Consider the following 24,095-nt stretch of genomic DNA (forward strand, 5'->3'; position numbering starts at 1 on the left):
TTATTCTCTGTCAAATCTTATGTCTCACATCTGGTATCTCACTTCTTAAATCTCTTTCACCTCAAACCCTGCTTTTTTCAAATCTTCCCAATAATATGGATATGATTTTTCTACCACCTGCATGTCTTCAATTTCGACTTCGTTAATCAACAATGCCAGTGGTGCAAAAGCCATGGCCATACGGTGGTCTTCGTAGGTTGCAATGGTAATTTTATCCGGGAAATGAAGATTATCTGTGTTTAGTGTATAAATCAGATTGTTTTCAGCCAGTGTAACGCCAATTTTTGCCAGTTCGTTCTGAAGGGCCGCAATGCGGTCTGTTTCTTTGATTTTTAAAGTTTCCAGGCCCGTAAAAGCCATGTTTTTACCCAAAGCTGCAGCAATAACGATAATGGTTTGTGCCAAATCAGGGCAGGTTTTAAGGTCTAGTACCTGATTGGTATCTAAAGACAGGCCCAGGTTGCTGATCGAAATTCCTTTTTCCGTTTTACTGGTTGCAATGCCAAAAATCTTCATGATGTTTTTTATCTGGCTATCGCCCTGCAAACTTCTCTCTTTTAAAGCCGGTAAATTAATTTCTGCTTCATCAGCGAGAGCTGCAATGCTATACCAATAGGATGCTGCACTCCAATCGGGCTCTACAACCAGGGTCCCTGGTTTAAAAGCCTGGTTTTCAATAGTGATCGAATTTCCGTTCCAGCGATGTTCGATACCAACTTCTGCAAGCATATCCAAAGTCATATCTACATATGGCCTGGAGGTAAGCTCACCTTCAATTTCTAAAGTCAAACCTTGGGGCAGGACAGGGGCAATCATTAACAATGCCGAAATATACTGACTACTGATATCGCCTTTAATTCTTACCTGGTTTGTTTTCTGGTCTAACGGACCATTGATATTCAGCGGTGGAAAACCTTCAGCCTCTGCATAAGAAATGTCAGCACCAATGGTTTTTAAGGCTTCGGCCAAAATACCGATCGGGCGTTGCTTCATGCGTTCGGTCCCCGTAAGTAAAAAGTTGCCGTTTTTTGCCGAAAGATACGCCGATAAGAAACGCATAGCGGTTCCGGCAGGCCCCACATCAACCAGTTCGGAGTTTGCCGTTTTCCGGTTAGCGTCTACTCTCAAATCACTACCCTCAACTCCCAGCTTGTTCAGGATATCATTTAATGTTACGGTATCAGCGGCGTTGGAAAGATTATCTACTTTAACCAGATTTTTACTTAAAGCGCTTATAATTAAAGCCCTGTTGCATTCGCTTTTTGAGCCTGTTAACTGGATTTCCGCATTAATATTCTTGGTTCCTTTAAAAGAAACTAAGGCATTTTTAGACATTTTTATTCTGTTTTAAACTTAAATGTAGGTGTCAGATGGTGACATCTGACACCACATCGATAATGTTATATGTAGAAGATTTCTTTTTAAGGTTAGGTTTCCCCCTCTACCTTACACCTTCCAGCCTTATACCTTACTTAGGCTTTAACTTCATTATGTTGCTCAGCAGCGATGCCTTTCTCGGCTTTACCGGCATTCATAATTTCAGTTTGTTTACGGATGGATTCACCATGCATTAATTCCAGGAATTTCTCTGTAAAGTTTAAATCCAGTTTCAAAGCTTTTGCAAAAGCATGGCCTTTTTTGATGATGGCATCCCAACGGTTTACCTGTAAAATCGTTACCTGGTTATCACGTTTAAATTCACCGATTTTTTCTACAATAGCCATACGCTCACCTAATTTCTGTAACAAGATATCGTCAATTTTATCAATTGATTTACGCAGTTCGGCTAATTTATCGGCAGAGGCTTCATTTGGTACTTCAGGTTCACGTACGGTTAAACGATCTACCAAATCAGCTAAAGCTGCTGGTGTAACTTGTTGTTTGGCATCTGTCCAGGCCACTGATGGATCTACATGAGATTCGATCATTAAACCTTGCATATCTAAATCCAAAGCTTTTTGAGCAACGTAAGGGATTAACTCACGGTTACCACAGATATGGCTTGGATCGTTAATGATGGGAAGTTCAGGGCATAAAGTTTTTAACTGGATAGCCATCTCCCACATTGGTTCGTTACGGAAAGAACTTTTCTCGAAAGATGAGAATCCACGGTGAATAGCACCGATTTTAGTAATTCCGGCACCATTGATACGCTCAATTGCACCGATCCATAACTGTAAATCAGGATTAACCGGGTTTTTAATTAATACCGGAACATCATGACCTTTTAAAGCATCAGCAATTTCCTGAACGGTGAACGGATTTACTGTAGAACGTGCACCGATCCAAAGGATATCTACACCAGCAGCCAAAGCCTCTTCAACGTGTTTTGCATTTGCAACTTCTACAGCTGTAGGTAAACCAGTTTCCGCTTTGGCGCGTTTTAACCACTCTAAGCCAATACTTCCGATACCTTCAAATTCTCCCGGACGGGTGCGTGGTTTCCAGATACCTGCACGTAATACCGATACTTTACCGGTAGCCGCTAATAAGTGTGCTGTAGTTAACAATTGTTCTTCAGTTTCTGCACTGCAGGGACCGGAAATGATTAGTGGTTCGTTGTTTACGTTTAACCAGGTGTTTAAAGGTTGAATGTTTAAATTAAGTTTCATGATGAAGGGTTTGTTTAAAGTCCTTAGTCCGCAGTCGGAAATCAGGAATTATATTTTAATTATTTTATTATTACAAGTTTGAATATTCTATTATTTGTCTTCGGCCCAGACTTCGGACTCCAGACTTATTTATACTTTATCGTTCTTTTGATATTCTCCTAATATGTTAAAGTTCGATGTATATTTTAATGCTTTTCTAATGGCCTTATCATATTTTTCGGTGCTTGGCCATTCTAAATCTACGTAAAAGTAATATTCGTTTCTTTTACCTAAAACCGGCATAGATTGTATTTTTGTTAAGCTTACTTCTTGTTCTGCGAAGATATTTAACACTGTTGCCAATGAACCGGCTTTGTGGCCAACCTGAAAGCAAATAGATGCTTTGTTTATTTTTTTGCCTTCGTCAGTTTTGTCTTTTTTCAGGATCAGGAAACGGGTATAGTTTTTCTTATTTGATTCTACACGGCGTTCTAAAATGTTTAGGCCGTAAAGTTCTGCTGCTAAGTTGTTTGCAATGGCCATCGTATCTGTTAGTTGCTCTTGCTGTATGCGTTTGGCACAGGCTGCGGTATCATTGCTTTCTACGATTTTAATGTGTGGATAATCATAAAAGAAATCGATACACTGGCGGATGGCGATGGGGTGTGAAGTAACCACTTTAATATCTTCAAACTTTACGCCTGGTAGCGCCATCAAGTGCAATTGGATAGCTAAGTAAACCTCGCCTACAACTGAAAAACCAAAATCTCTGATCAGTGTATAGTTTGGTAATAAACTGCCGGCGATAGAGTTTTCAATCGCCATTACAACGAAATCTGCCTCGTTTTTTTCTAATTTATCGCAGGTTTCTTTAAAAGAATTACACTCAACAGTCTCAATGTCTCTACCAAAGAATTTGTATGCGGCCTCCTCATGGAAAGATGCCTTAATACCCTGAATTGCTACTCGTTTTGTCGTTTCCATTTTTGCGTTAAAACAAAAAAGTCCCGGCTGCTTGCCGGGACTTTTTTATACATTTTAATATTGTTATATATCTTTTTGCATATTAGCCCCGGCTCTTACTAAAATAGTAAAAGTAACCAAAGTAATATGTGTTTGTATTTTGCATTTCTTTTTTTGTTGAGCCAAATGTAGTAACAAAATTTAATTTGTCAATAGTAAAATGAAAATATTTTTAATGAAATTTAATTTTTTTTGTTTTTGAACCGTTTTGGCAATGAGTATATAATATTCAAATCTATTGTTTAGTTGATATGTAACTATCGATTTTAACTCAGATATTAATTGAATTTACAAGCTTTCTATTATTTTCTGAATATCTTTTTTAGTGATAGTAGCTTCTTCAGATTTATCATAAATGTAAATCATATTGATTTCATTTTCAATCTGCAGATAAGTAATTACCCTATAACCACCGCTCTTTCCTTTTCCTTTACTTTTAACAGCTAATCTTATCTTAAAAATTCCATTGCCAAGATCGGCACCAATTCGTGGATTTTCGAGCAGTTGGGATTCTAATTCGGATAAATCGTTAATTAGAGATAAATGTTTTTTTTTAATTGCTTGGCTTTTTTTATAAAAATAGGTGAGTAGATTATCTTTATTTCCATTGTTTCAGATATCTTTTAAAGATAACGGCTCAATTTTGCCAGATTTAATTTCTTTTGCTTCTTTTATCCCCTGAGCAATACCATTTAACAGAAGTTTTTTCTTAGAAGGCTGAACCACTTTTGCATTAATTCTTTTTAATACCTCTAGCAGAAATTCAGTATCGTTATCTTTAACTTGTATGGTTAATGTGGTCATAGCAGTAAATTTTATACCAAAAATACGAATTATATCTAAGTATAATAGATATTAAGTTTAAAGAGAGAAATTACCAAATACTGTGCCTGATGGAGCGTAATCAGTGATAAAATTAGATGTGGCATATCATAAACCAAGGTCTGTGGAGACACAGACCTTGGTTTATTTTTATCCTGCAGAGCTTAGCTCGCCATGGTTGTTAAGTGCTTTTACTTTTTGCTTTTGCTCGTCATCATGTCTTTTCTGTTCTTCTTCGCGCAGCTCCTTTTGCATGATTTTTGCAATTTTGGTACTTCCGTCATGGCTCCACCCCGGTGGGTTAAAAATGTATTTCACTTTATCCATAAAGGTGGGCGCCTTTTTTACATCTGCTGTTAAGGCAATAAACTCGTGGAAAATAATGTTTACAGGGCCTGTATCGGTAGGCTGGGTGGTTAAGCCGTATTTAACTTTATCTTCAGGTAACTCGGCCTGGAAGGTTCCAAACCACCTGTCCCACAGAATTAATACCATACCCATGTTTTTATCAAGGTAACGCACATTACTGGCATGGTGTACACGGTGATGAGATGGCGTTACAAAGATATACTCGTACCATTTCGGGAATCTGATATTGTATTGGGTGTGAACCAGGTTGCCATAAATTTGGGTAACCAGGTAGGCAAAAAGAATATCAACTGCCGTAAAGCCCATAAAGGCCAGGGGCAGGTAAAAGAAAACGCGGTATAATGGCTCAAAAACAGTTGAACGGAAACCCGTGGTTAAGTTAAAGTGTTCAGAAGAGTGATGGGTAACATGCATTGCCCAGAAAAAGCGTACGTAATGACCTACGGTATGCAAAAACCAGTATAAAAAATCCTGTGCTAAAATCAGCACGATCCAATAGAGCCAAATATTGGAAATCTGAAACAAGCGGAACTGGTAACAATAGGCCAATAAGAAAAAAGTAAATGTTTTGGTACCTAAATTAATCACAACAGCTGCAGTCATCAGATAGATGTTGGTCCAGGTATCGCGTTTGGTATATAATTTTCTGTCGTGCTGGTAGCTAAAATACATTTCAACCAGGGTTAACACGATTACGAAGCTAAAAAGCCCGATAACAGAAATATCACTTCCGGTATATTTCATTTTATAAACTGTTATAATAATCTAAACTGCTTAAAATATCGGTTGTACTTACACGGCAGTTAAACGTGCATTTACCTATGTTTTCCAAAAGTGAAAAGAGAATGTTTCCGTCTTCGTTCTTTTTATCACTTTTCATTAATTCCAAAAGGGTGTTATAGCTTTCTTTTTTAATATGATATTTGGGATACAACGATAAGATATATCTGCTGATATCTTCCAGTTCTTCTGTGCTCAATGTGCTGTTGTTGATTGAAAGCGCTGCCTCGCAAACAAAACCGATGGCAATGGCTTCACCATGTGTAAGCGGATTTTCGTCATTTGCCAAAGAATAACCTTCAATAGCATGGCCGATGGTATGTCCAAAGTTTAAAATCTTCCGCAGGTTTTTCTCATGCGGATCGATGGTTACCACCTCATTTTTAATCTCGACCGAGCGGTAAATATCTGCTGCTGCGGGCGTTAAATAGTCACTAACCTTAAGTTTTTCGTAATAAGCTTTGTCGTAAATTAAACCATGTTTAATCATCTCGGCAAAGCCCGATAAAAGTTCGCGCGGGGGCAGTGTTTTCAAAAATGCGGTTTCAATAAAAACCATTTGCGGCAGGGTAAAGGTACCCACCATGTTTTTTACATTATCGATATCAATTCCCGTTTTACCGCCAACTGAGGCATCAACCTGAGAAAGGAGGGTGGTGGGAATGTTGATAAAATCGATTCCGCGTTTATAGGTAGAGGCAATAAAGCCACCCATATCGGTAATTACACCTCCACCGAGGTTGATCATCAGGCTTTTACGGTCGGCTTCAAAATCCAGTAAGGTTTTCCAGATGCCAATGCAGAAATCGATGTTTTTATTTTCTTCACCTGCTGAAGTTTCAATCAGGTCAAATTCAGAAAAGTCTAAGATGGATTGAAACAGGGGCAGGCAAACTTCACTGGTATGTTCATCAGCCAGTACGAAAACCTTGCTGTATTTATTGCTTGCTAAAAGTGTTTTTAAAGCGTCTAAATTGCTTTCGAAATAAAGCGTATGGCCTGCGCTGGTAAGTGGTTCCATTAAATAATTTCTATTTTATTTTCGCCAAAAGTAACAATATCGCCAACCCTAACCTTATAACGTTTGCGGAATTCGACCTCGCCGTTGGTTTTTACTAAACCATCTTCAACAACGGTTTGGGCATCACCGCCACTGCCTACCAATCCGCTTGCTTTTAACAGCTGGATCAATGGAATAAATTCGCCCTCTAATTTGAATTGTATCATTTTGTGCAAAAATACGATTATTTAAAGGTTTTTAGTTTTAACAACCAATGCTTTTTATAATTTTGCATCAATCTGACTTATTATATCGTAACAAATGGATTTATCCACTAAGAAACTGCCAAATTTCGATAATACGGAAATTGCATTCCGCCAAAAATCTAACCAGGAACTTAAAAAAGCATACTGGCTTTTTAAAATGATCGGAAATAATTTCCTCACGAAAGTTGGTCCCGCCATTACAAACTTCTTTTTAAATATTGGCCTGCCGATTCAGGGCGCCATTAAAGCAACCATTTTTCAGCAGTTTTGCGGCGGTGAAACCATTGCAGAATGTGATAAGGCCATTGCGCAACTGGACAAAGGTGGGGTAGGTACCATTTTAGATTATTCGGTGGAAGGAGAAGAGGAAGAACGGGTTTTTGATGAGACCTGTGCCGAAATTATCCGCACCATTGTGCGTGCCGATGGCGATCCCAAAATTCCGATTACGGTATTTAAGATAACAGGTATCGGCCGTTTTGCGCTATTACAGAAACTGGATGCTAAAGAGACGCTAACTGCAGCAGAACAATCAGAATATGAAAAGGTGAAGTTACGGTGCGAAATGATCTGTAAAGCCGCTTATGATAGAGGAGTGCCTATCATGATTGATGCAGAAGAAACCTGGATTCAAGATACCATCGATGAACTGGCGCTGGATATGATGCGTAAATATAACCGCGAACGCATTATTGTGTACAACACTTACCAGATGTACCGCCATGATAAGCTGGCCGATATGAAAGCTGATCATTTGATTGCAAAAGCGGATGGCTTTATTTTGGGCGTAAAAATGGTGCGTGGTGCTTACATGGAAAAAGAGCGTAAACGTGCTGCGGAAATGGGATATCCCTCACCGATCCAGCCGGATAAAGCCGCATCAGACCACGATTACAATGAATCTTTACGCTATTGTGTAGATCATATTGAAGATATTGCCATTGTTGCCGGAACGCATAATGAGGATAGCAGCCGGTTATTGACTTACCTTTTGGAGGAAAAAAAGATTACGCACAATCATCCGCACGTATACTTTGCCCAGTTATTGGGCATGAGTGATAACTTAAGTTTTAATCTTGCTGACTCGAATTATAATGTGGCTAAATATGTTCCTTATGGCCCGATTAAAGCGGTAATGCCTTATTTGTTCAGAAGAGCACAGGAAAATACGTCGGTGGCCGGACAAACAGGTCGTGAGTTAGGTTTGATTGAAAGAGAATTGAAGAGAAGGAAGCTGTAGTTCAGTTTTCAGTTAGCAGTATTCAGTTAACAGTATTCACATAACAGCGTCGTCATTTCTAAATAAGTGTGATTGTCATCCTGAGGGATAATTTATGATATAAAAATCAATATGATTGACGTTTTTTCCTTCGCACAATTCTTGCCTCGGCTCACCGCCGCCGAAGGTCTCTTACTTTTTGGCATCAAAAAGTAACAAAAAATGCCGGCTGAAAATTTTTCTTTCAAAGCCAGTGCTATGGTTAGAACAGTGCAGTCCGAAAAATTTATTAGGCCGGTTTAAGTAGAACGGTGATACGGTGCTATGGCCTGGCTATACGGAAATGCATGATGCCGCATTCTGCTCATTAATAGATGATTACAAAATAACGTCAATGGTAGCGTAGTCGAAGGATCTCTGCTACACTTCATTCGGGATGGCGATTTTTCTTTTAGTCACCAAAACAATTATCTCTTATAAAAGATCAGTTGCTTTTTGGAAACGAGCATGCAATAGTCCTTTGGGAGGTACAGCCTAGCTTTTGCTATATCTTTTTGGCTGCCCTTCGACTACGCTCAGGGTGACAGCCAAAAAGGATAGTGCGCTGAATATCGCAAAATTAAGTTTTCACTATAAAAGATTGTTTGCCTGTTAGCAGATCATAAAAGAAGATAAAATCGCTGGCTAAACTATAAAGCGGGTATTGAAAGGTAGCGGGTTTATTTTTTTCAAAAAAGAAATGTCCAACCCATGCAAAGCCATAACCCAATACTGGCATGGCCAAAAAGAAATGCCAGTTATGAAAAAGAAATCCGGTAAAAAAAGCCAGGCAAACTAATCCGGTACCGATAAAATGCAGCACACGAGATATGGTATTGCGATGTTCTGATAAATAAAACGGGTAGAACTCTTTTAACGACTTAAACTTTTTTTCTGACATATTAATTTATAAAATTCCGTTCGCTTTTAGGAAGGCACTCAACTGTGCCGGCTTTTCGGTCATTAATAATGCGTTTAATCCCACTTTTTTAGCGCCTTCAATATGTTGTGGACTATCGTCGATAAATAGGGTTTCAGCAGGGTTTAGGTTGTTTTCTTTTAGCACCTGTTCAAAAATATTGGTATTGGGTTTACGCAATTTCATGTGTTGAGAGAAATAAGCTTTCTCAAAATAAGCATCGTAATTATTAATCTGGAAGGTTGTTTTCAGGTAATTAATAATCCAATCGTAATGAATTTCATTGTTGTTACTTAATAAAAAAGTACGGTATTTTTCTTTTACTTCCAGCAGTAAATCATGGTTTTCCTGTATGGTTCCAATTAACAGGCTGTTCCATGCGTCATCAATCTGTTCGTCAGTTAATTCTGGTTGGCCGGCAGCGTTTCTAATTCCTTCTCTAAATTCGGAAGGAGAAATGGCACCGGTTTCAAAATCATCAAATAATTGGTTGTGCGCTTTATGCGCAAAGAAATTCTCGATGTCAGTAACACCTAACTTTTGAAAAGAAGCCTGGGCAACTTTGAAATCGATATCAAATATTACGTTTCCGTAATCGAAAATTATGTTTTTAATATTTTGCATGAGATTCATCCTGATTTACTGCAAAGATATTAATGATGGATATTAAAACACCATTTTTTTATAAAATGAGGATATCAAGCTGATATCTGCTTTCGATGCTCATGTTGAGCCTCCCGAGGCTTGGGGCAGGTCGTCGAAACAGCCAGCAAGATGCTTTGATGAGCTATTGAAGCCCGCCATTTGGCAAAAAAGCCTGTCAGTTTATATTGATTAACATTGAATTCCCGCGTAGGCGGAAATCCAATGTTAAAAAATTATTTATTTAGGCGCTACTGTAATCGATTGGATTATGGTCCGTTTCTTCTTATCACCCGTTTTTAGGGTTTTGAACACAAAATAAATATCGTGTGATTTCCCGTCCGAAATCATTTGTACCGGCACACTTTTTCTAAAGGTAGACTTACCGATCAACATGCCTTTACTATCATCTAATCTGATTTCGATTTCTCCGTCGGATTCAGGATCGAGGTTCAGAAATGAATAGCTAAAACCTGAAATACCGGTTAAATCGACATTTTTAATGGCTATCCAACCATTGTCGTTGGTGAGAATGAGTTTTTCGCCGCCATAAATGTCTTTACGTTCAAAACCTGCAAAATCTTTAATGTCATCTGCATCAATGATATTGCTTTTGAGGTTGATTACGTTTGTTGTGGTTAATGGTTTTAAACCTGCACCACCGGCATCGGTATAGGTTGCCTTTAAAGTAAATACCGTTTTCTTTTTATCTGCAGCTGTTGCAGGAACGATTTTTCCCGAAGTTGGCAGTGAGGCTTTAACGGCTTCTTTGTTGCCTAAAGTCATAATCCACTCGGTAATTTTCTTCACTTCGGCTTCTTTCATTGCCGGGTGTGCAGGCATTGGTACTTCTCCCCATACACCATGGCTACCACCAATTACTTTTGATGCCAGGTAATCAACGGCTTTACTATCATTTTTATATTTCATTGCTATTTTTTCGAAAGCAGGGCCGATAGAAACAGCTGATTCTTTATGGCAGGTGCTACAATCGGATTTCAGCATGAGCGATTTGCCAATTAGCGTTTGTGCTGCCTGCTGGTGGCCTAATTGTGCGCCGGCCAAATCAGTCCCTTCGGTATAGGTGTTTGAGATGTAAATGCGGTTGGTATTCACCTTTGCACCTTTATCGCTTACTAAAACTTTATAATCAATTGCTTTATTCGGGAAATAAAAACTCTTGTTACCACTTAGATTAATGGTTACAGTTGGGTGTTCGTTACCTGCATAAACAGGTATTACCTGGCTTTTTGCAGAAGCTTTACTGTTGTCTATCACCGTTACGCTTACCGGATATTCGCCCTTTTTAGTAAAAGTATAGTTTAATGTTGGGTTACTGGTGGTTTTGGTAATCCCTTTTCCTAAGTTCCATATGTATTTTAAAGGGTCGCCGTCAGGGTCTTTAGCCGTAACGGTTGCCGTCATTTTATAAGGCAGTAAACCACTGGATTTTGCGATATTAAGGCGTTCAATAGCCGGCGGACGGTTACCTTTCAGGTAATCAATTCTGGTAATTGCGGCATCAGGGTTTTTGCTAAACCAGCCTTTACCATACTCAAGGATGTATAGTTTTCCGTCAGGACCTAATTCCATATCGATAGGCGCAGCTAAAGAAACGTTAGCCATAAATGGCTCCATACTTACGTAATCGCCCTGCGCATTCATGGTTACTGCCTTAACCCAGCCCCGTACCCATTCATAAATAATCAGCTTTCCATTGTAATAAGCTGGGTAAGGTGAGTTAGCAGTGGCATAATATACGGGACCCGCCATTGCGGTACGCCCGCCCGCACCCACTTGCGGAAACTCTTTGGACTCGCCATAAGGATACCAGATATAGGCTGGTTGTGCAGGTGGAAGTTTCTCCAAACCGGTATTGTTTGGCGAATTGTTTATAGGTGATTCGGGATCGAACGCATTTCCGTTTGCGCCGTTGGTATAATCATAAGCCTTATATGGATAGTTGTTGCCTATAAACAGGGGCCATCCAAAATTACCTGCTTTACGCGCCTGGTTCACCTCATCATAACCTCTGGGGCCTCTTAGTGGATCGTCGTTGGTGGCATCAGGACCAACTTCGCCCCAGTACAAAAAGTTGGTTTTCTGATCAACTGAAATACGGTAAGGGTTTCTATTGCCCATTACATAAATTTCAGGTCTGGTTTTTGGGGTATCTTTAGGGAAAAGGTTGCCATCCGGTATGCTATAGGTGCCATCTTCATTTACTTTGATCCTGAGTATTTTTCCCCTCAAATCGTTGGTATTTCCGGCCGATCTTCTGGAGTCATACTGCTCAAATCCTTTTCTGTTATCAAGGGGAGCATAACCTTTGTTTACATATTGTTGTTTTGGCGCATCAAATGGGGTAGAGTTGTCGCCTGTTGATACATAAAGCAAATTATCTGATCCAAAAGCAATGGAGCCGCCGGTATGGCAACATATCTCGCGCTGAGAATAGAATTCGAGCACAATTTTTTCAGATTCTTTAACAATCTGATCGTTAACCAGTTTAAATCTCGAAAGGCGGTTTACAGATTTGTCAAATGGGCTGTAAAAAAGATAAATGTATTGATTTACGGCAAATTTTGGGTCTGCGGCCATGCCCAGTAAACCTTCTTCAGCATTTACATTCGGTGTATTGGTTTTGAAATAGACATCAAGCTTGCCCGCTTCTTTTATTTTTTTGGTTTGGTTCTTATAGATCAATACTTCACCTCTTCGCTGGGCAACTAAAATGTCCAGATTAGGGAGCACTGCCATCTCAGTTGGCTCTGTAAATTCTCCCTGCGCCAGGGTAACTTTCACAAAGCGGTCTTGATCTGGTGTATCTATTTTTTGCTTTGGAAAAAAATTGAAAGTTTTGTGCTCAAAAACTTTTTTGTTTAAAGTTGTTGCCGATATAAAGATAAGTGCAAGAGCAGATAAAAATAGGCTAAGTGCTGTTTTCATTTATTTGGTTGAATGATTTTCAATAAATATAGGGTATAGTTTTGTAGGCTGGGGTATTGTATCAAAATTTATGCGAAAGGTATCGGTATAATTTACCAGGCAGTGCGTATTTGGATCGAATTTAAAATTTAATAATTATCTCATTATTAGTTGTGTAGATTGAAAATCAGCATCAAAAGGATTGCAAATTGTAATAATTGCTCTTGAAAATCAAACAACCAAGGGTTGTTTTTTGCATTTATTTTATGTCAGTCTATTGTCATTGTGGTTTTAATATGTAAATTACGGAATGAACGATAAAATTAATTTTATTCTTGGAGTAGTTTTCCTGTTAGGCGGTTTTAGTGTTTTCTTTGTGATTTTTAGCGGGAAAAAGGGTTAGTTGTTTCTTTAAAAGCAAAACGCAATCTTCCTTTTTTGACTTCTTAAATTCTGTATCGAAATAAAATTTGATTGGTTGATATTCCACCTTGTTGTTACATGTGGCATTGTAAAATCATGCTGTATCAAATGCTCACAATCTCTTAGATGTCAATCGCGGGATCTTGATATCTGTAATATGACCAAGACCGGTTAATTCAATCTAACTTTTTCCTATGTAGACGGTACTACAGCATGTAGGTAAGTTTTGCATATCGTGCATGGCTGCTGCGCATATCATAGGCGCTTAGCGTTAAATTATTGTTATGATCGCCATATTTATTGAACTGGCAAAAAAAATGTATTTAATGGCTAAACCTTTTGATCTTTTTTATGTTTAAGCAGTAAATTCCAGATAAAATGCAGGGGACAGTAAAGTTTTATAATGAAACTAAGGGATTTGGTTTCATTATAACAGAAAACGGAGAAGAAATTTTTGTTCATGTTACCGGCTTAAGCAATAAAGTAAGCCAGCATGACCGGGTTGAATTTGAGGTAGTACAAGGAAAAAAAGGTACAAACGCAGTTAATGTTAAAAAGATTTGATAATTCGATGAGATTAGGTACTGTAAAGTTTTATAACCCGGAAGAAGGGATGGGCAGTATTATACCTTCAAATGGAGGGAAAGAATTAAGCGTTTTTGCCCATGGCGTGGTTGATCACATTAAAACCAGTAACATTGTTCAGTTTGATATCGAATTTACGCAAAATGGCATTGAAGCCACTAAGGTAATTGTGCTGTCGGCGTAGAAATAAGTTCTGGATATTATATAATCTACAAGCAAGAGTTGCTGATAGCGGTCAGCTACAATGAAATGATTTATTTTGATTTGGAAGGAGGACAGGTGGATGAGTGGTATGGTAGAAAATTTTGTGGGTCCGGACGGCTTAATAACAGTATCCGTATTACGCTGGCTCCTGCGGACCAGCGCCTCCTGGTCATAATATATTTCAACAACTTGTAACCAAGTCGGATAAATTTGGTCTTATTGTTGTTTATCCTCAAGTTTTTATGATTCAGCTAGAGCCAATTAGCGGTTTTTTTCGCAGAGAGCGTGCCTTACAGGCTATATATCCTATGCGCATGTTGATTGTATGCCAGGGAAAAGGCTTTCTGTGTATGAACTCTGGCGATTACCCACTTTTGAATGGCCGGATTTTTTTTATTCCTGAAGAGGGGCTGGTTAGGCTCGACGGAGAAATGAGTTCGGGTTATTGGCTAAGTTTTAGTAGTTTGTTATATGCAGAATTTTTACAGCAGCACTTGGATCCGCAAGCTAAAAATCTTTTTTTAAACCTTTCTTTCAGGGATCTTGATCCGCAAAAATCAAGCAAAACGTATAATTTACTAGATCAGCTGAAAAGAGAAATTGATCATAAAAGGGATATGTCTTATATAGCACAATATTTATCGTTGTTTTTGGGCTTTACAGCTGGTTTGGATGGCTATCTTGCAGCGTTAACCTTAGATGATTTACAGCAGGTATTAAGGTTCCGGGCAATTTTAGAGCAATTTTATAAGCAGGAAAGATCCATTCAGTTTTATGCTGAAGGCATGGGGATGAGTCCGGGCAGATTGAATAAATTTTTAGATCGGGTGCTTGGAAAAAGCTTGACCGTACTGATTAAAGACCGTATTATGCGCGAAGCGGAAGTGCTGTTGCTTCATAGTGATTATACAATTGATCAAATAGCCGAAATATTGGGTTTTGAACAAACCACTAGTTTCAATACCAGTTTTAAACGACATAAAGGCATGTCGGTATTTCAATTTAGCCGCCTAAGCATCAGTTAAAATAAAAATTGGTGCGTCTGCCAAAGAAACGTCCATCAATTTGATTTGATCTCTTCTAGAAAACAGGTATTCCACACCTCACCACATTAATTGTTTCTCGCCTAACGCGTAAAGCTTTGCTCACTGTTGCTATTTTATCAGCCGCACCAATTTATGTTTGCTAAATTATAAAATCTTAATTTAAAGAAGAAGAAATATTCCTAAATATATTACGTATTTGTATTTTAGTATTTACAATTCCGGATGTTGCCGTTTTACAAGGATAAAATACACATTTGGCCAATCTAGAGTTTGTTGAAAAACGATCCTTTTCAGGTTGAACAGCGATGAATTTCTGAAATGGGGTACGAGGTAGCAAAGCGTAAAAGCATCAAACGGGAAGAAACCTGGTGCATTGAATTAGCCCTGCGCTCTTTATAAAAAAACGGTTCTTTCTGCCGCGATATAGTTCATTGTGCTATGCTGTAAATTCCCTGATAAAGCCTTTGGCCTGTGTTAATTTTCAAACAGATAACCGCTGTAAGCCAAACCTTTGGCTACACTTTTAAAATTATCGCCGGAGTTTAACGGAATATGTGGAAACTTGGTTTTAAATAGATTTTGAACGGCAGCTACCATCGAGGTTCCCCCGGTCAAAAACAAACAGTCAATATCTGCCGGGTTGATTTTATATGTTTCCATAAAGCGGTCCAGATAGGCATCTATTTTATTAATGTCTTTTTCGATAATGGAATTATACTGTTGCAGCGAAATATTTTCATCAATCTCGATTTCCATATTGCTATAGGCAAAAGTAGAATCAAGCTGATCAGAAAGTTCGATTTTGGTTTTTTCTATCGATCTGAATAAAGAATAACCCAGGTTATTTTCGATCAGGGTAATCAGGTTTTTGAATTTCGGATCGTTTCCGGAGTAATAATAATATTCTTCAATTTCTTTCTGAATTTTTAAACCGTTAAAGAAATTCATTTTATCCCAGGTGCAGATATTTGCAAAGAGCGATTTGGGTACATTTAAGACCTTGCCTGGTGTAGCTTCATACAGCGTGTTTTTACCAAAATATGGTGTTCCCCTGTCCCACATGAATGCCGAATCAAGGCTATCGCCCCCAATGTAAATCCCACCAGAGGCAATCATATCGTTTTTACGGTCTTTGCTGCCCACTTTATCGGGATCAAGAATCAGGTAAGTGAAATCTGTTGTACCTCCGCCCAGATCGGCCACCAGTACGCGCTCTTTCCTGGTAATGGTTTTTTCGTAGGCAAAAGCAGCCCCGATAGGCTCAAACTGAAAGCGGACATCGGTAAAGCCGGCACTTTCTGCGGCTTTTTTTAACCTGGTTTGCGCCAGGGTATCTTTCATCGTATTGTCGTCATCAAAAAATACCGGGCGACCTATAATGGCCTTGTTACATTCTTTGCCAATAATCTGATCGGCCTTCGTTTTCAAATCCCTTAGGATTAAAGTGACCAGGTCTGACGCAGTATATCTTTTATTATGGATACGGGTTTCGGTAAAAGTAGTTCTGGAAAGGATCTGTTTGATGGATTTTATAAAACGGCCTTTCATGCCATCGCTTAAATAAGCATCTATTGCTTTTTCGCCAACGATATGACTTTCGCCATCAATAAGACTTTTTACTTCTGTAAAATAAATTAAGGATGGAATAGAAATGGTATCTACAATTTCTTTCTTTTCTTCATCGTAAATGGAAAGTGCCGAATTGGTTGTTCCAAAATCGATTCCGTATAGAAAATTACTCATGGCTTGCTATGTTGGGGTTGGCGGGACTAAAATGGGGTTGCGAAAGTATTAAAAAAAGTGTTAAGAAGTAAATTTTTTTAAAATAACTCGCTGGTACCCAAATGTGCATTAACGATGCGGGTAATCTGTTGGCCGAGTTCTTTTGCATTACCAATGCCTACGCTTTTGAGTGCTGCCAGCTGATCGGTTGTTCTTGGCATTTTTTCGGCAATAGAAAGTAATGCTAAATCGGAAAGTACAGCATAATCCTGCGTGCCGCGTTGCTGTGCAATTGTGCTACGCCATTCGACGAGGTTTTTATAAACCTGAGGATTTGAAATTTCTTTTGGTTTAATGCCCGATTTAACCGGTTTTTTCTCTGCTTGTTTATTGCCTGCGGCATGTAAAGTATTGATATAGTCTCTAATGGAAAATGGATTCCAGGGAATTTTAAACAGGGCCAATTTGATCTGGAATCCGTCTTTGCAATCGTTTAATATGGTAAGTAGTTTATCAGAATGGGTGTCGTTATAAAAGTTGATGGCCACAATTTTGGAAGTTAAAGTAATGAGCTGTTCCAGTTTTGGAACAAAATAATCTGACGCTTTTTGCAAGCGATCCATAAAAGCCCTTTCATCTGCCGTGTTGTTATCGGTATTGATTTTCGAAAATTCCTTTGCAATAAAATTTTTGGCTACTTTAAAAATCTCGTTCTGAAAGATCTGATTTCCAGGTTCGTAAATAGCTAAAAATGCATTTTGCTCATCTCTATCGATCAGCTTGGAGCGCCCCAGTTTTTCCCAGTCTTTGGCAACCAGCGAGAAATCCAGTAGTTCATGGATCAATCCCCAACTATATTGCTGCGTATAACGGATTAACAGTTGTGGTGTAGGTTTATTCTGATGGGCGGCTTTTGTAAAACTGATTACTTTAGCATCGGTAATGATATTTTCGGCAACCACAGGCGATTTTAAAATGAGCCCTTCCAAACTTCTGCAACGGCTCAGCGCCACGTAGGCCTGTCCGTGGGTAAATGCAGTGCTTACATCTACTATCGCCTGATCAAAAGTTAAACCCTGGCTTTTGTGCACGGTAATGGCCCAGGCTAGCTTAAATGGATATTGGGAGAAGGATCCTGTACTGGTTTCATCAATTTTATTTTCTTCATTGCTCAGGCTGTATTTAACATTCTGCCAGATTTCTTTCTCTACTTCAATTTCTCTGCCACCGTTGGTGAAAGTTACTTTTATCGCATCCTGACTGATTGCAGTAATTTTAGCCGCTTTTCCGTTGTAAAATTGCTTTTTACCTGAAGAATCATTTTTGATGAAGATGACCTGCGCACCCAGTTTTAACTGAAGTTTTTCATCGGTGGGATAAGCGTCTTTAGGAAAATCACCACTGACTTCTGCATTAAATTCGAAAATTTCCCCTGGTAATTTTTCCAGACAGCCTTCGTTAATTTCGTTAACCAATTGGTTGTGCGTGGTAAGGGTGATATAATCATCTTTCCATTCCTGATCCAAAGAGGGATCGTAACGTTCATTCAGTTTGGCCAGGAGTTCTGCATTAAGGCTGTTTTCACGCATGCCATTTAAAATGTCAAGAAATACAGGGTCTGACTGGCGGTAAACCTTATCTAAGGTAAACGTCAGCATCGGCGTAGACCTGAAAATGATGCTGTCAAAAAAATAAGGACTGGAATAATAACTGCCCAGGATCTGCCAGGCATCATGAAAGATAGGGGAGAGCTGGTAAAGATCACCGATCATTAATACCTGCACGCCACCGAAGGGACGATTTGAACCTTTAACACGTTTTAAAGTACTGTCGATAAAATCAATCAGATCTACCCTGACCATACTGATTTCATCAATAATCAATAAATCAAGGCAACGTAAGAGTCTTGTTTTCTCATCTGAATACTTAAAATTGGTTTCTGCATGTTCATCAACAACCGGAACCAATGGCCCGAAAGGGATCTGAAAAAAGGAGTGTAGCGTAACACCGCCAGCATTTATAGCTGCAACTGCGGTGGGCGCAACAATGGCGAAATTCTTTTTGGTGGTATCCCTGATTTTGCGCAGGAGGGTAGTTTTACCTGTTCCGGCTTTACCGGTTAAAAAAACAGGCTGATTGGTGGTGGCTAAAAAGTCTAAAAGGAGTTGGTTGTCCTGGTCGGGCGTGTTCATATCAACTACAAAATTAACCTATTCGAAATGGATTTACGGGTAGGTAAACAAGCGTTTTATCCACATTTTTTTAATAGTGGCCAGGCTTGCTATAATGAAAATTAAAATTAAGCGGTTGAAAATGAGTTTATATTCATTCTTTTTGTGAAAAAATGCCGAAAACATTTTCCTAATTTCAATACAAATTTGTAACATTGCACTCGCAAAAAAGGAATGCCTTTTTTCCGGGCCTATAGCTCAGTTGGTTAGAGTAGAAGACTCATAATCTTTTGGTCCCTGGTTCGAGCCCAGGTGGGCCCACTGACAAAAAATCGCCCTTCAGCATATTCTGGAGGGCTTTTTTGTGCTCTTGAAGGTCGTTTGAAGCCATTATACATTAAAGTTGCTCTAATTATTGGTGTTAGCTTTAACAAAAATTAATGTTTAAATTAGTACAAAAAACTTAGGAAAAGCTTAGGAAAGTGTGTCAATTTCACTCAAAACTTAGGAAAAACTTAGGGAAAATTTCAGAGCTAAAAACATTAAATCAAATTGTATGACGACAGTTTCAGCTACGATCATTAAAAAAGATCAGAAGTCCGACAGGACGTGGAATGTTAAAATTAGAGTTTGACACAAAAAACAGTCAGCCTATATCGACACGATTCATTCCGTCAATATAAAGCAACTTTTGGAAAAAAAGCCCTAATAGCTACTCGCTTATCATAAAGAATAAATTTATACTGGAACGAATCGCCGCTGATTTAAGAAAGTATAGAGACTGGATAGGTGATAACGAACACCATGTGGCCAAATTATCGGCTAAACATGTAAGGGACAAGCTAGTTAATTTAAAGAAGGGAGATTTGACAGAAATTGAGAGATAAATACCAAAAAGCAAATAACGCAGGAAATAATCCCTTCCCAAAATTACTTTATCCTTGGCCTGTCGTCTGCTTTTACCCATTCATCATGTTTACAATTATTGCACTCGGCTTTTTGTTCTTCATTGATGTTGTGAACTTTGCCGCAGAAGCTACAGGCGTAAAGTCCGGCAAGATCTACAATTTTGGACGCTTTCGCAAAATCTTTGGGCATGATCGGCAGGCCTGGCTGCACCTCTTCATCTGAAAAAAAGAAGATGCTTACGCAGCCAGAAGTTTCCAGTATGGCCGTTTTAACCTGACCGAGATGGGAAACGCCCTGTTGCCGCAGTTCCGAAAAGAACTCATCCTGGGCAAGGGTTTCTTTCCGAAATTCATTTACCGAGAATATGCCTCCCTCAATGATGTAGGTAGCTTTGCCTTCAACCAGGTCGTCAAACCGCTTGCTTTTAGCCATTAGGTAGGTGGTAAGCCTGTAGGCACCTACAATGATGGCGAATATGGCTAAAGGTACCATAAGCCCTATTTCCTTATAAAACATTGGATCTCCGGCTGCGGAACCCAGACTGATGATGACTACCATTTCAAATACCGATAACTGTCCTACCCCTCGCTTGCCAAGAAGCCTTAGCCCGATGAGTATGATAAAGTACATCAGTATCGTGCGTATGGCAATTTCGATGAGAAATCCCCACTGTTCTTCACCTACCATGATTTTGGTCCAGTCGATATCCTGCATAATGAGATTTATTTTATGTGAATCAGTTTAAAGTAACCTCCTAAGTTAAATGTAAATATTTCTCAAAAGTTGATCTGCCTGAAATTCCTTACCAGTAAATGGGTATCAACGGTTTAGGTCAGATCTTCTTTTGTGTTCTTATGACAGCCCCGGCAGCCGAGCCAGTGCGCTCATCACAGTGCCACAAATATTTTTTTACCCCGCTGATTCAAAAGCCTGCACACTTCTATTCCGATCCAATCTGGCAACATGAAGTCAGGTTGAATAAATCCGGATTCAGGTTGATTTGATAAAAATCATTTACCCTGGCAGGTGCTTTAATCCGAAAACCTTTTCTAATACCGCATATTAATGATATTGGCCATGCGGGGATCACTTGTTAAAATGTACATATTTATTTGCGCAATAGATATGAATGGTCGGTTTTCAGGTCTGTGGATTGAAATACTCGAGCGGCATGAAATGCCTGTATTTATTCTTGTTCCTTGTCAGAAGTTTCAGTGCTGCCCTCTTCATACTTTTTTTCTCCATTTTCATCCTCATGTACAATAAGCGAATGCGGTGCAGCAGATGATGGATTACTTCCGGTCCCCGAGATCTCGGGTATGGTTAGTATGTCGTTGTTATTGTCTGCTGAGGGTTGAATTGCTTCGCTGTTCCCCAATGCGGCCTGGGCAAGTTGTTCCTGGTTAGTAAGACCTTCTTCCTGCTGTTCTTTTTTGTTTGCGTTGTTTTCCATAATTTCTTTATTGTAGGTTAACATTTAAAACAGTTCGATAGTTTGCTTAATGCGAAAATGTAAGTTGGCCGATTTTGGTAAGGGAAAAATTCAGAACTATAAAAGCCTGTTCTATAGCCGCCTGAGTTTAGATTACTCAGGAATTTGCTTCTCTTCAAATTGTCACCTGGGAAACTTCTTACCAGCCGGAGCCTCTGACCGTTTGCTTCAGGAGTAACCTGAAAAAGCGTTTGCCTTTAGCCTCTTTTCCGCTCAGGCTGATGTTTTTATCAAGCAAAGATTAATGTCGCTCAGGTCAATTTCTTTGTTGTTATTTCCATAACACTTCTCAATAGCCTATATTTGTTGATAGATTTTTATATCCTTGCGAAACATCACCTCTCTTTTCAATCGTTACTATCGTACTGCATTTGGTATTATCTGCCTGATACTGGTTTTTGTTTACAGCAAGCGGTATGGTTACATGCTTTTCCATACTTTGGTTGAACTCTTTTCCATCGTAATCGCTTTCGCGGTGTTTATTGTGGCCTGGAATTCCAGAAAAATGCAGGATAACAAATACCTGCATGTTGTGGGAATATCCTATCTGTTTATTGGTGCTCTGGATTTGTTACATACTTTGAGCTATAAGGGGATGAATATCATTCCGTTACCTGGATATCCTGCCAACCAGTTCTGGGTGGCAACACGTGGCATGGAGGCGGTGATTTTTCTAGGCGGTTTTTTAATGATTGGGCGCAAACGAAAAATTAATACCGAACTGCTTTTCCTCCTATATTTTGTGGTGGCTTCACTCATTGCTGCAAGCATTTTGGTATGGAAAGTATTTCCCGTTTGTTTTGTGCCGGGAGCTGGTCAAACCCTTTTCAAGGTGGTATGTGAGTACATTATCATCTTATTTTTATTTGCAAGCTTATTCTTGCTTTACCGGAGAAGGGCTAATTTTGACCGGAAAACTTACCATCTTCTTTCAGGATCTATTATAGTTGCCATTCTAAGTGAATGTTGCTTTGCCACTTATACATCAAACTACGGACAGTTAAATGAGTGGGGACATTATGGGAAACTGATTTCTTTCTTTCTTATTTACAAAGCTAATGTACAAATGGCTTTTGATAAGCCCATGGCGAGTATTTTTCGCGAGCTTAAGGCCAGCGAGACGGAGTATAAGACTTTGGCTGAAAATCTTCCGGATCTGATCATGCGTTTTGATGAAAACCTGGATTGTATCTATGTCAATCAGGAAATCAGTAAGCTTCCACCGTTTGCTGATTCAGATGTTCAATCGTTGAGTAAAAGAATCTGGAATGAATTGAAACAGGCACTTGTTACCAGAAAAAATATTGCCGGAGAATTAGAGGCAGGCATGCAGGAAAGCCGCTATTATTTTTCATTTCATATCATTCCGGAAATCTTAGATGACGCTTCTGAGGTTAGACTTTTGGTTATTTTCAGGGATATTACTATTGTAAGGAAGGAGAAACTTCATCTATCGAAACTTCTTGATACCCTACCACAACAAGTATGGACGGCCAGGGCTGATGGTACAATTGATTATGTTAACGGCGTGATCATCCGTGATTTCGCACTCGATCCTGAATCCCCTTTTGGTATCGGCTGGCAACACTACGTTCATCCTGATGATTTGCATGAATGTATAAGGGTGTGGATGCTTTCACTTGGTAATGGTACCGAATACCAAGTCCAGTTTAGATTGAAAATGGCAGATGGTCAATATCTATGGCATTTGGGGCGGGCCGTGCCTATTTTCGAAAATGGTGAGGTTATATTATGGATTGGTTCGAATACCAATATAGACCTGCAAAAGAAAGGAGAGGAGCAGCGGGATGAATTTATTTCTATTGCTTCGCACGAGTTGAAAACACCATTAACCAGTATTAAAGCATTTAATCAACTGCTCGCAAGAACCAATGATCTTGATCGGGCAAAATCTTACTTACAAAAAGTAGATCTCGCTACGACTAAACTGGAGAGCCTGATTAACGATTTGCTGGACGTAAGCAAGATCAATGCAGGTAAACTCCAGTTCAATAAATCGATTTTCAATCTTAACCAGCTGATTCAGGAATGCTGCGAAAACCTTCAGCTAAGCGTTAATACCCATCGGATCATCTTTACAGCGAACGAACAAATTAATATATATGCCGATCGTTTCAGGATTGAACAGGTAATCGATAATTTACTCAGCAATGCCGTTAAATATTCTCCCAGTGCAGATGTGGTAAATGTTACGTTCAGGGTTGAACAGGAATCGATTATTATCGCAGTCGAAGATCATGGTATAGGTATAGATAGTGAGGAGCTAGAAAAACTTTTCGACCGTTATTACCGATCAGATAATGCTGCGGGGCGCTTTGGCGGACTGGGTTTAGGCCTTTTTATTTCTTCCGAAATTATTAAAGCTCATCAGGGTACATTCTGGATCGAAAGTGAACTCGGGATAGGAACTACAGTTTACATACGCGTTCCAATGAGCGAAACTGGGATTACAAAAGGTTCGGTTGCAAAAGGACTTAACTATAGCGATGAATACCTGACCATCAGTTACAATGATCAGCAAGACTGGATGGAAGCAAACTGGACCGGGCATCAGAATTTTAAAAGTGTGCAAAACGGGGGGCTTCAGATGATAGAGATGCTTAGGTCATCAGGACTTAAAAAAGTGCTTAATGATAATCGAGAAGTGCTTGGAAATTGGTCGGAGGCATCAGATTGGGTGGGAAAGGTTTGGTTTCCGATGATGATTGAAGCTGGCCTGCAGGATTTTGCCTGGATTTTTTCTCGAAGTATCTTTGCGCAACTTGCCGCTCAAAAAAGTTTCGATGTATCGGACGGTAAAGCCAATGTTCGCTTTTTTTACGACATGGAGGAAGCCAAACGCTGGTTGAAGGAAACCAACAAGGTTAAGCCTTTGTGATTTTTAATAAGGTCTGAATTGAAGATAAATCCGGTAGCAGGATTTA

General features: G+C 39.2%; 20 protein-coding genes and 1 tRNA gene. 6 read left to right on the forward strand and 15 right to left on the reverse strand.

The window, feature by feature from the left end:
* Window positions 1-45: 45 nt before the first annotated feature.
* The 8 genes from aroA to DV942_RS21445 all read right to left on the reverse strand — a co-directional run bounded on the left by aroA (window position 46) and on the right by DV942_RS21445 (window position 6,812).
* Complete coding sequence (aroA, locus tag DV942_RS21410; RefSeq protein WP_145860914.1) at window positions 46-1,335, reverse strand: 3-phosphoshikimate 1-carboxyvinyltransferase; 1,290 nt, start codon at window positions 1,333-1,335, stop codon at window positions 46-48.
* A gap of 137 nt (window positions 1,336-1,472) precedes the next feature.
* Window positions 1,473-2,612 (reverse strand): chorismate mutase, encoded by a 1,140-nt coding sequence (locus tag DV942_RS21415; RefSeq protein WP_134203313.1) that lies wholly within the window; start codon window positions 2,610-2,612, stop codon window positions 1,473-1,475.
* 129 nt (window positions 2,613-2,741) lie between these two features.
* Window positions 2,742-3,575, reverse strand: coding sequence for a prephenate dehydratase (locus tag DV942_RS21420; protein ID WP_090987951.1), 834 nt, complete (start codon window positions 3,573-3,575; stop codon window positions 2,742-2,744).
* 327 nt (window positions 3,576-3,902) lie between these two features.
* Complete coding sequence (locus DV942_RS24095) at window positions 3,903-4,172, reverse strand: type II toxin-antitoxin system RelE/ParE family toxin (RefSeq protein ID WP_145861909.1); 270 nt, start codon at window positions 4,170-4,172, stop codon at window positions 3,903-3,905.
* Window positions 4,173-4,226: 54 nt separating this feature from the next.
* Window positions 4,227-4,418, reverse strand: a complete 192-nt coding sequence (locus DV942_RS21430; protein ID WP_090987947.1) for a hypothetical protein — start codon at window positions 4,416-4,418, stop codon at window positions 4,227-4,229.
* Window positions 4,419-4,586: 168 nt separating this feature from the next.
* On the reverse strand, window positions 4,587-5,549 hold the full coding sequence (locus DV942_RS21435; protein ID WP_244950770.1) for a sterol desaturase family protein: 963 nt from the start codon (window positions 5,547-5,549) through the stop codon (window positions 4,587-4,589).
* A 1-nt stretch (window position 5,550) separates the two neighbouring features.
* Window positions 5,551-6,606: a 3-dehydroquinate synthase gene (gene aroB / locus DV942_RS21440; RefSeq protein ID WP_090987945.1), complete on the reverse strand. Its 1,056-nt coding sequence runs from the start codon at window positions 6,604-6,606 to the stop codon at window positions 5,551-5,553.
* Window positions 6,606-6,812: an RNA-binding S4 domain-containing protein gene (locus DV942_RS21445; RefSeq protein ID WP_134203316.1), complete on the reverse strand. Its 207-nt coding sequence runs from the start codon at window positions 6,810-6,812 to the stop codon at window positions 6,606-6,608. The genes aroB and DV942_RS21445 overlap by 1 nt, the downstream gene beginning before the upstream one ends.
* A 94-nt stretch (window positions 6,813-6,906) precedes the next feature.
* On the opposite strand from DV942_RS21445, the gene DV942_RS21450 reads away from it, so the two are divergent.
* The gene (locus DV942_RS21450) at window positions 6,907-8,091 is read left to right on the forward strand and encodes a proline dehydrogenase family protein (protein ID WP_145860916.1); all 1,185 of its coding nucleotides are present in this window, start codon (window positions 6,907-6,909) and stop codon (window positions 8,089-8,091) included.
* A gap of 598 nt (window positions 8,092-8,689) precedes the next feature.
* Here the strand turns inward: DV942_RS21450 and DV942_RS21455 are convergent.
* The 3 genes from DV942_RS21455 to DV942_RS21465 form a co-directional block, all read right to left on the reverse strand.
* A complete protein-coding gene (locus DV942_RS21455) occupies window positions 8,690-9,010 on the reverse strand; it encodes a DUF962 domain-containing protein (protein ID WP_145860918.1) in 321 nt (106 codons plus the stop codon).
* A gap of 6 nt (window positions 9,011-9,016) precedes the next feature.
* On the reverse strand, window positions 9,017-9,652 hold the full coding sequence (locus tag DV942_RS21460) for an HAD family hydrolase (protein WP_145860920.1): 636 nt from the start codon (window positions 9,650-9,652) through the stop codon (window positions 9,017-9,019).
* A gap of 258 nt (window positions 9,653-9,910) precedes the next feature.
* Entirely contained in the window at window positions 9,911-12,619 is a 2,709-nt protein-coding gene (locus DV942_RS21465) for a PQQ-dependent sugar dehydrogenase (protein ID WP_145860922.1), read from the reverse strand.
* 780 nt (window positions 12,620-13,399) lie between these two features.
* Here DV942_RS21465 and DV942_RS21470 point away from each other — a divergent pair.
* From DV942_RS21470 to DV942_RS21480, 3 genes are all read left to right on the forward strand, one after another.
* A complete protein-coding gene (locus DV942_RS21470; RefSeq protein WP_145860924.1) occupies window positions 13,400-13,585 on the forward strand; it encodes a cold-shock protein in 186 nt (61 codons plus the stop codon).
* Window positions 13,569-13,790 (forward strand): S1 domain-containing protein, encoded by a 222-nt coding sequence (locus DV942_RS21475; protein WP_145860925.1) that lies wholly within the window; start codon window positions 13,569-13,571, stop codon window positions 13,788-13,790. The genes DV942_RS21470 and DV942_RS21475 overlap by 17 nt, the downstream gene beginning before the upstream one ends.
* 262 nt (window positions 13,791-14,052) lie before the next feature.
* Window positions 14,053-14,835, forward strand: a complete 783-nt coding sequence (locus DV942_RS21480; protein WP_090980674.1) for a helix-turn-helix domain-containing protein — start codon at window positions 14,053-14,055, stop codon at window positions 14,833-14,835.
* Window positions 14,836-15,330: 495 nt separating this feature from the next.
* Here the strand turns inward: DV942_RS21480 and DV942_RS21485 are convergent, their stop codons facing one another.
* Together DV942_RS21485 and DV942_RS21490 are read right to left on the reverse strand one after the other, a co-directional pair.
* Complete coding sequence (locus DV942_RS21485) at window positions 15,331-16,599, reverse strand: Hsp70 family protein (RefSeq protein ID WP_145860927.1); 1,269 nt, start codon at window positions 16,597-16,599, stop codon at window positions 15,331-15,333.
* 77 nt (window positions 16,600-16,676) lie between these two features.
* Window positions 16,677-18,770 carry an HRDC domain-containing protein gene (locus DV942_RS21490; protein WP_145860929.1) on the reverse strand — a complete coding sequence of 698 codons (2,094 nt, stop codon included), beginning with the start codon at window positions 18,768-18,770 and terminating at the stop codon, window positions 16,677-16,679.
* Between the two features lie 226 nt (window positions 18,771-18,996).
* Between DV942_RS21490 and DV942_RS21495 the strand changes: the two genes are divergently transcribed.
* Window positions 18,997-19,070, forward strand: a tRNA-Ile gene (locus tag DV942_RS21495).
* A gap of 609 nt (window positions 19,071-19,679) precedes the next feature.
* Here the strand turns inward: DV942_RS21495 and DV942_RS21500 are convergent.
* Window positions 19,680-20,372: a DUF421 domain-containing protein gene (locus DV942_RS21500; RefSeq protein WP_244950771.1), complete on the reverse strand. Its 693-nt coding sequence runs from the start codon at window positions 20,370-20,372 to the stop codon at window positions 19,680-19,682.
* A gap of 472 nt (window positions 20,373-20,844) precedes the next feature.
* Window positions 20,845-21,135 carry a hypothetical protein gene (locus DV942_RS21505; protein ID WP_450091361.1) on the reverse strand — a complete coding sequence of 97 codons (291 nt, stop codon included), beginning with the start codon at window positions 21,133-21,135 and terminating at the stop codon, window positions 20,845-20,847.
* A gap of 340 nt (window positions 21,136-21,475) precedes the next feature.
* On the opposite strand from DV942_RS21505, the gene DV942_RS21510 reads away from it, so the two are divergent.
* Window positions 21,476-24,049 (forward strand): MASE3 domain-containing protein, encoded by a 2,574-nt coding sequence (locus DV942_RS21510; RefSeq protein ID WP_145860934.1) that lies wholly within the window; start codon window positions 21,476-21,478, stop codon window positions 24,047-24,049.
* Window positions 24,050-24,095: the final 46 nt, after the last annotated feature.

The organism is Pedobacter suwonensis (genome assembly GCF_007833675.1).
Classification (GTDB): Bacteria; Bacteroidota; Bacteroidia; order Sphingobacteriales; family Sphingobacteriaceae; genus Pedobacter; species Pedobacter suwonensis.

Bases quoted from the DNA above. Each gene is read 5' to 3' on its own strand.
- aroA (WP_145860914.1), bottom strand. From the start codon at position 1,335: ATGTCTAAAAATGCCTTAGTTTCTTTTAAAGGAACCAAGAATATTAAT.
- DV942_RS21415 (WP_134203313.1), bottom strand. From the start codon at position 2,612: ATGAAACTTAATTTAAACATTCAACCTTTAAACACCTGGTTAAACGTA.
- DV942_RS21420 (WP_090987951.1), bottom strand. From the start codon at position 3,575: ATGGAAACGACAAAACGAGTAGCAATTCAGGGTATTAAGGCATCTTTC.
- DV942_RS21430 (WP_090987947.1), bottom strand. From the start codon at position 4,418: ATGACCACATTAACCATACAAGTTAAAGATAACGATACTGAATTTCTG.
- DV942_RS21435 (WP_244950770.1), bottom strand. From the start codon at position 5,549: ATGAAATATACCGGAAGTGATATTTCTGTTATCGGGCTTTTTAGCTTC.
- aroB (WP_090987945.1), bottom strand. From the start codon at position 6,606: ATGGAACCACTTACCAGCGCAGGCCATACGCTTTATTTCGAAAGCAAT.
- DV942_RS21445 (WP_134203316.1), bottom strand. From the start codon at position 6,812: ATGATACAATTCAAATTAGAGGGCGAATTTATTCCATTGATCCAGCTG.
- DV942_RS21450 (WP_145860916.1), top strand. From the start codon at position 6,907: ATGGATTTATCCACTAAGAAACTGCCAAATTTCGATAATACGGAAATT.
- DV942_RS21455 (WP_145860918.1), bottom strand. From the start codon at position 9,010: ATGTCAGAAAAAAAGTTTAAGTCGTTAAAAGAGTTCTACCCGTTTTAT.
- DV942_RS21460 (WP_145860920.1), bottom strand. From the start codon at position 9,652: ATGCAAAATATTAAAAACATAATTTTCGATTACGGAAACGTAATATTT.
- DV942_RS21465 (WP_145860922.1), bottom strand. From the start codon at position 12,619: ATGAAAACAGCACTTAGCCTATTTTTATCTGCTCTTGCACTTATCTTT.
- DV942_RS21470 (WP_145860924.1), top strand. From the start codon at position 13,400: ATGCAGGGGACAGTAAAGTTTTATAATGAAACTAAGGGATTTGGTTTC.
- DV942_RS21475 (WP_145860925.1), top strand. From the start codon at position 13,569: ATGTTAAAAAGATTTGATAATTCGATGAGATTAGGTACTGTAAAGTTT.
- DV942_RS21480 (WP_090980674.1), top strand. From the start codon at position 14,053: ATGATTCAGCTAGAGCCAATTAGCGGTTTTTTTCGCAGAGAGCGTGCC.
- DV942_RS21485 (WP_145860927.1), bottom strand. From the start codon at position 16,599: ATGAGTAATTTTCTATACGGAATCGATTTTGGAACAACCAATTCGGCA.
- DV942_RS21490 (WP_145860929.1), bottom strand. From the start codon at position 18,770: ATGAACACGCCCGACCAGGACAACCAACTCCTTTTAGACTTTTTAGCC.
- DV942_RS21500 (WP_244950771.1), bottom strand. From the start codon at position 20,372: ATGCAGGATATCGACTGGACCAAAATCATGGTAGGTGAAGAACAGTGG.
- DV942_RS21505 (WP_450091361.1), bottom strand. From the start codon at position 21,135: ATGTTAACCTACAATAAAGAAATTATGGAAAACAACGCAAACAAAAAA.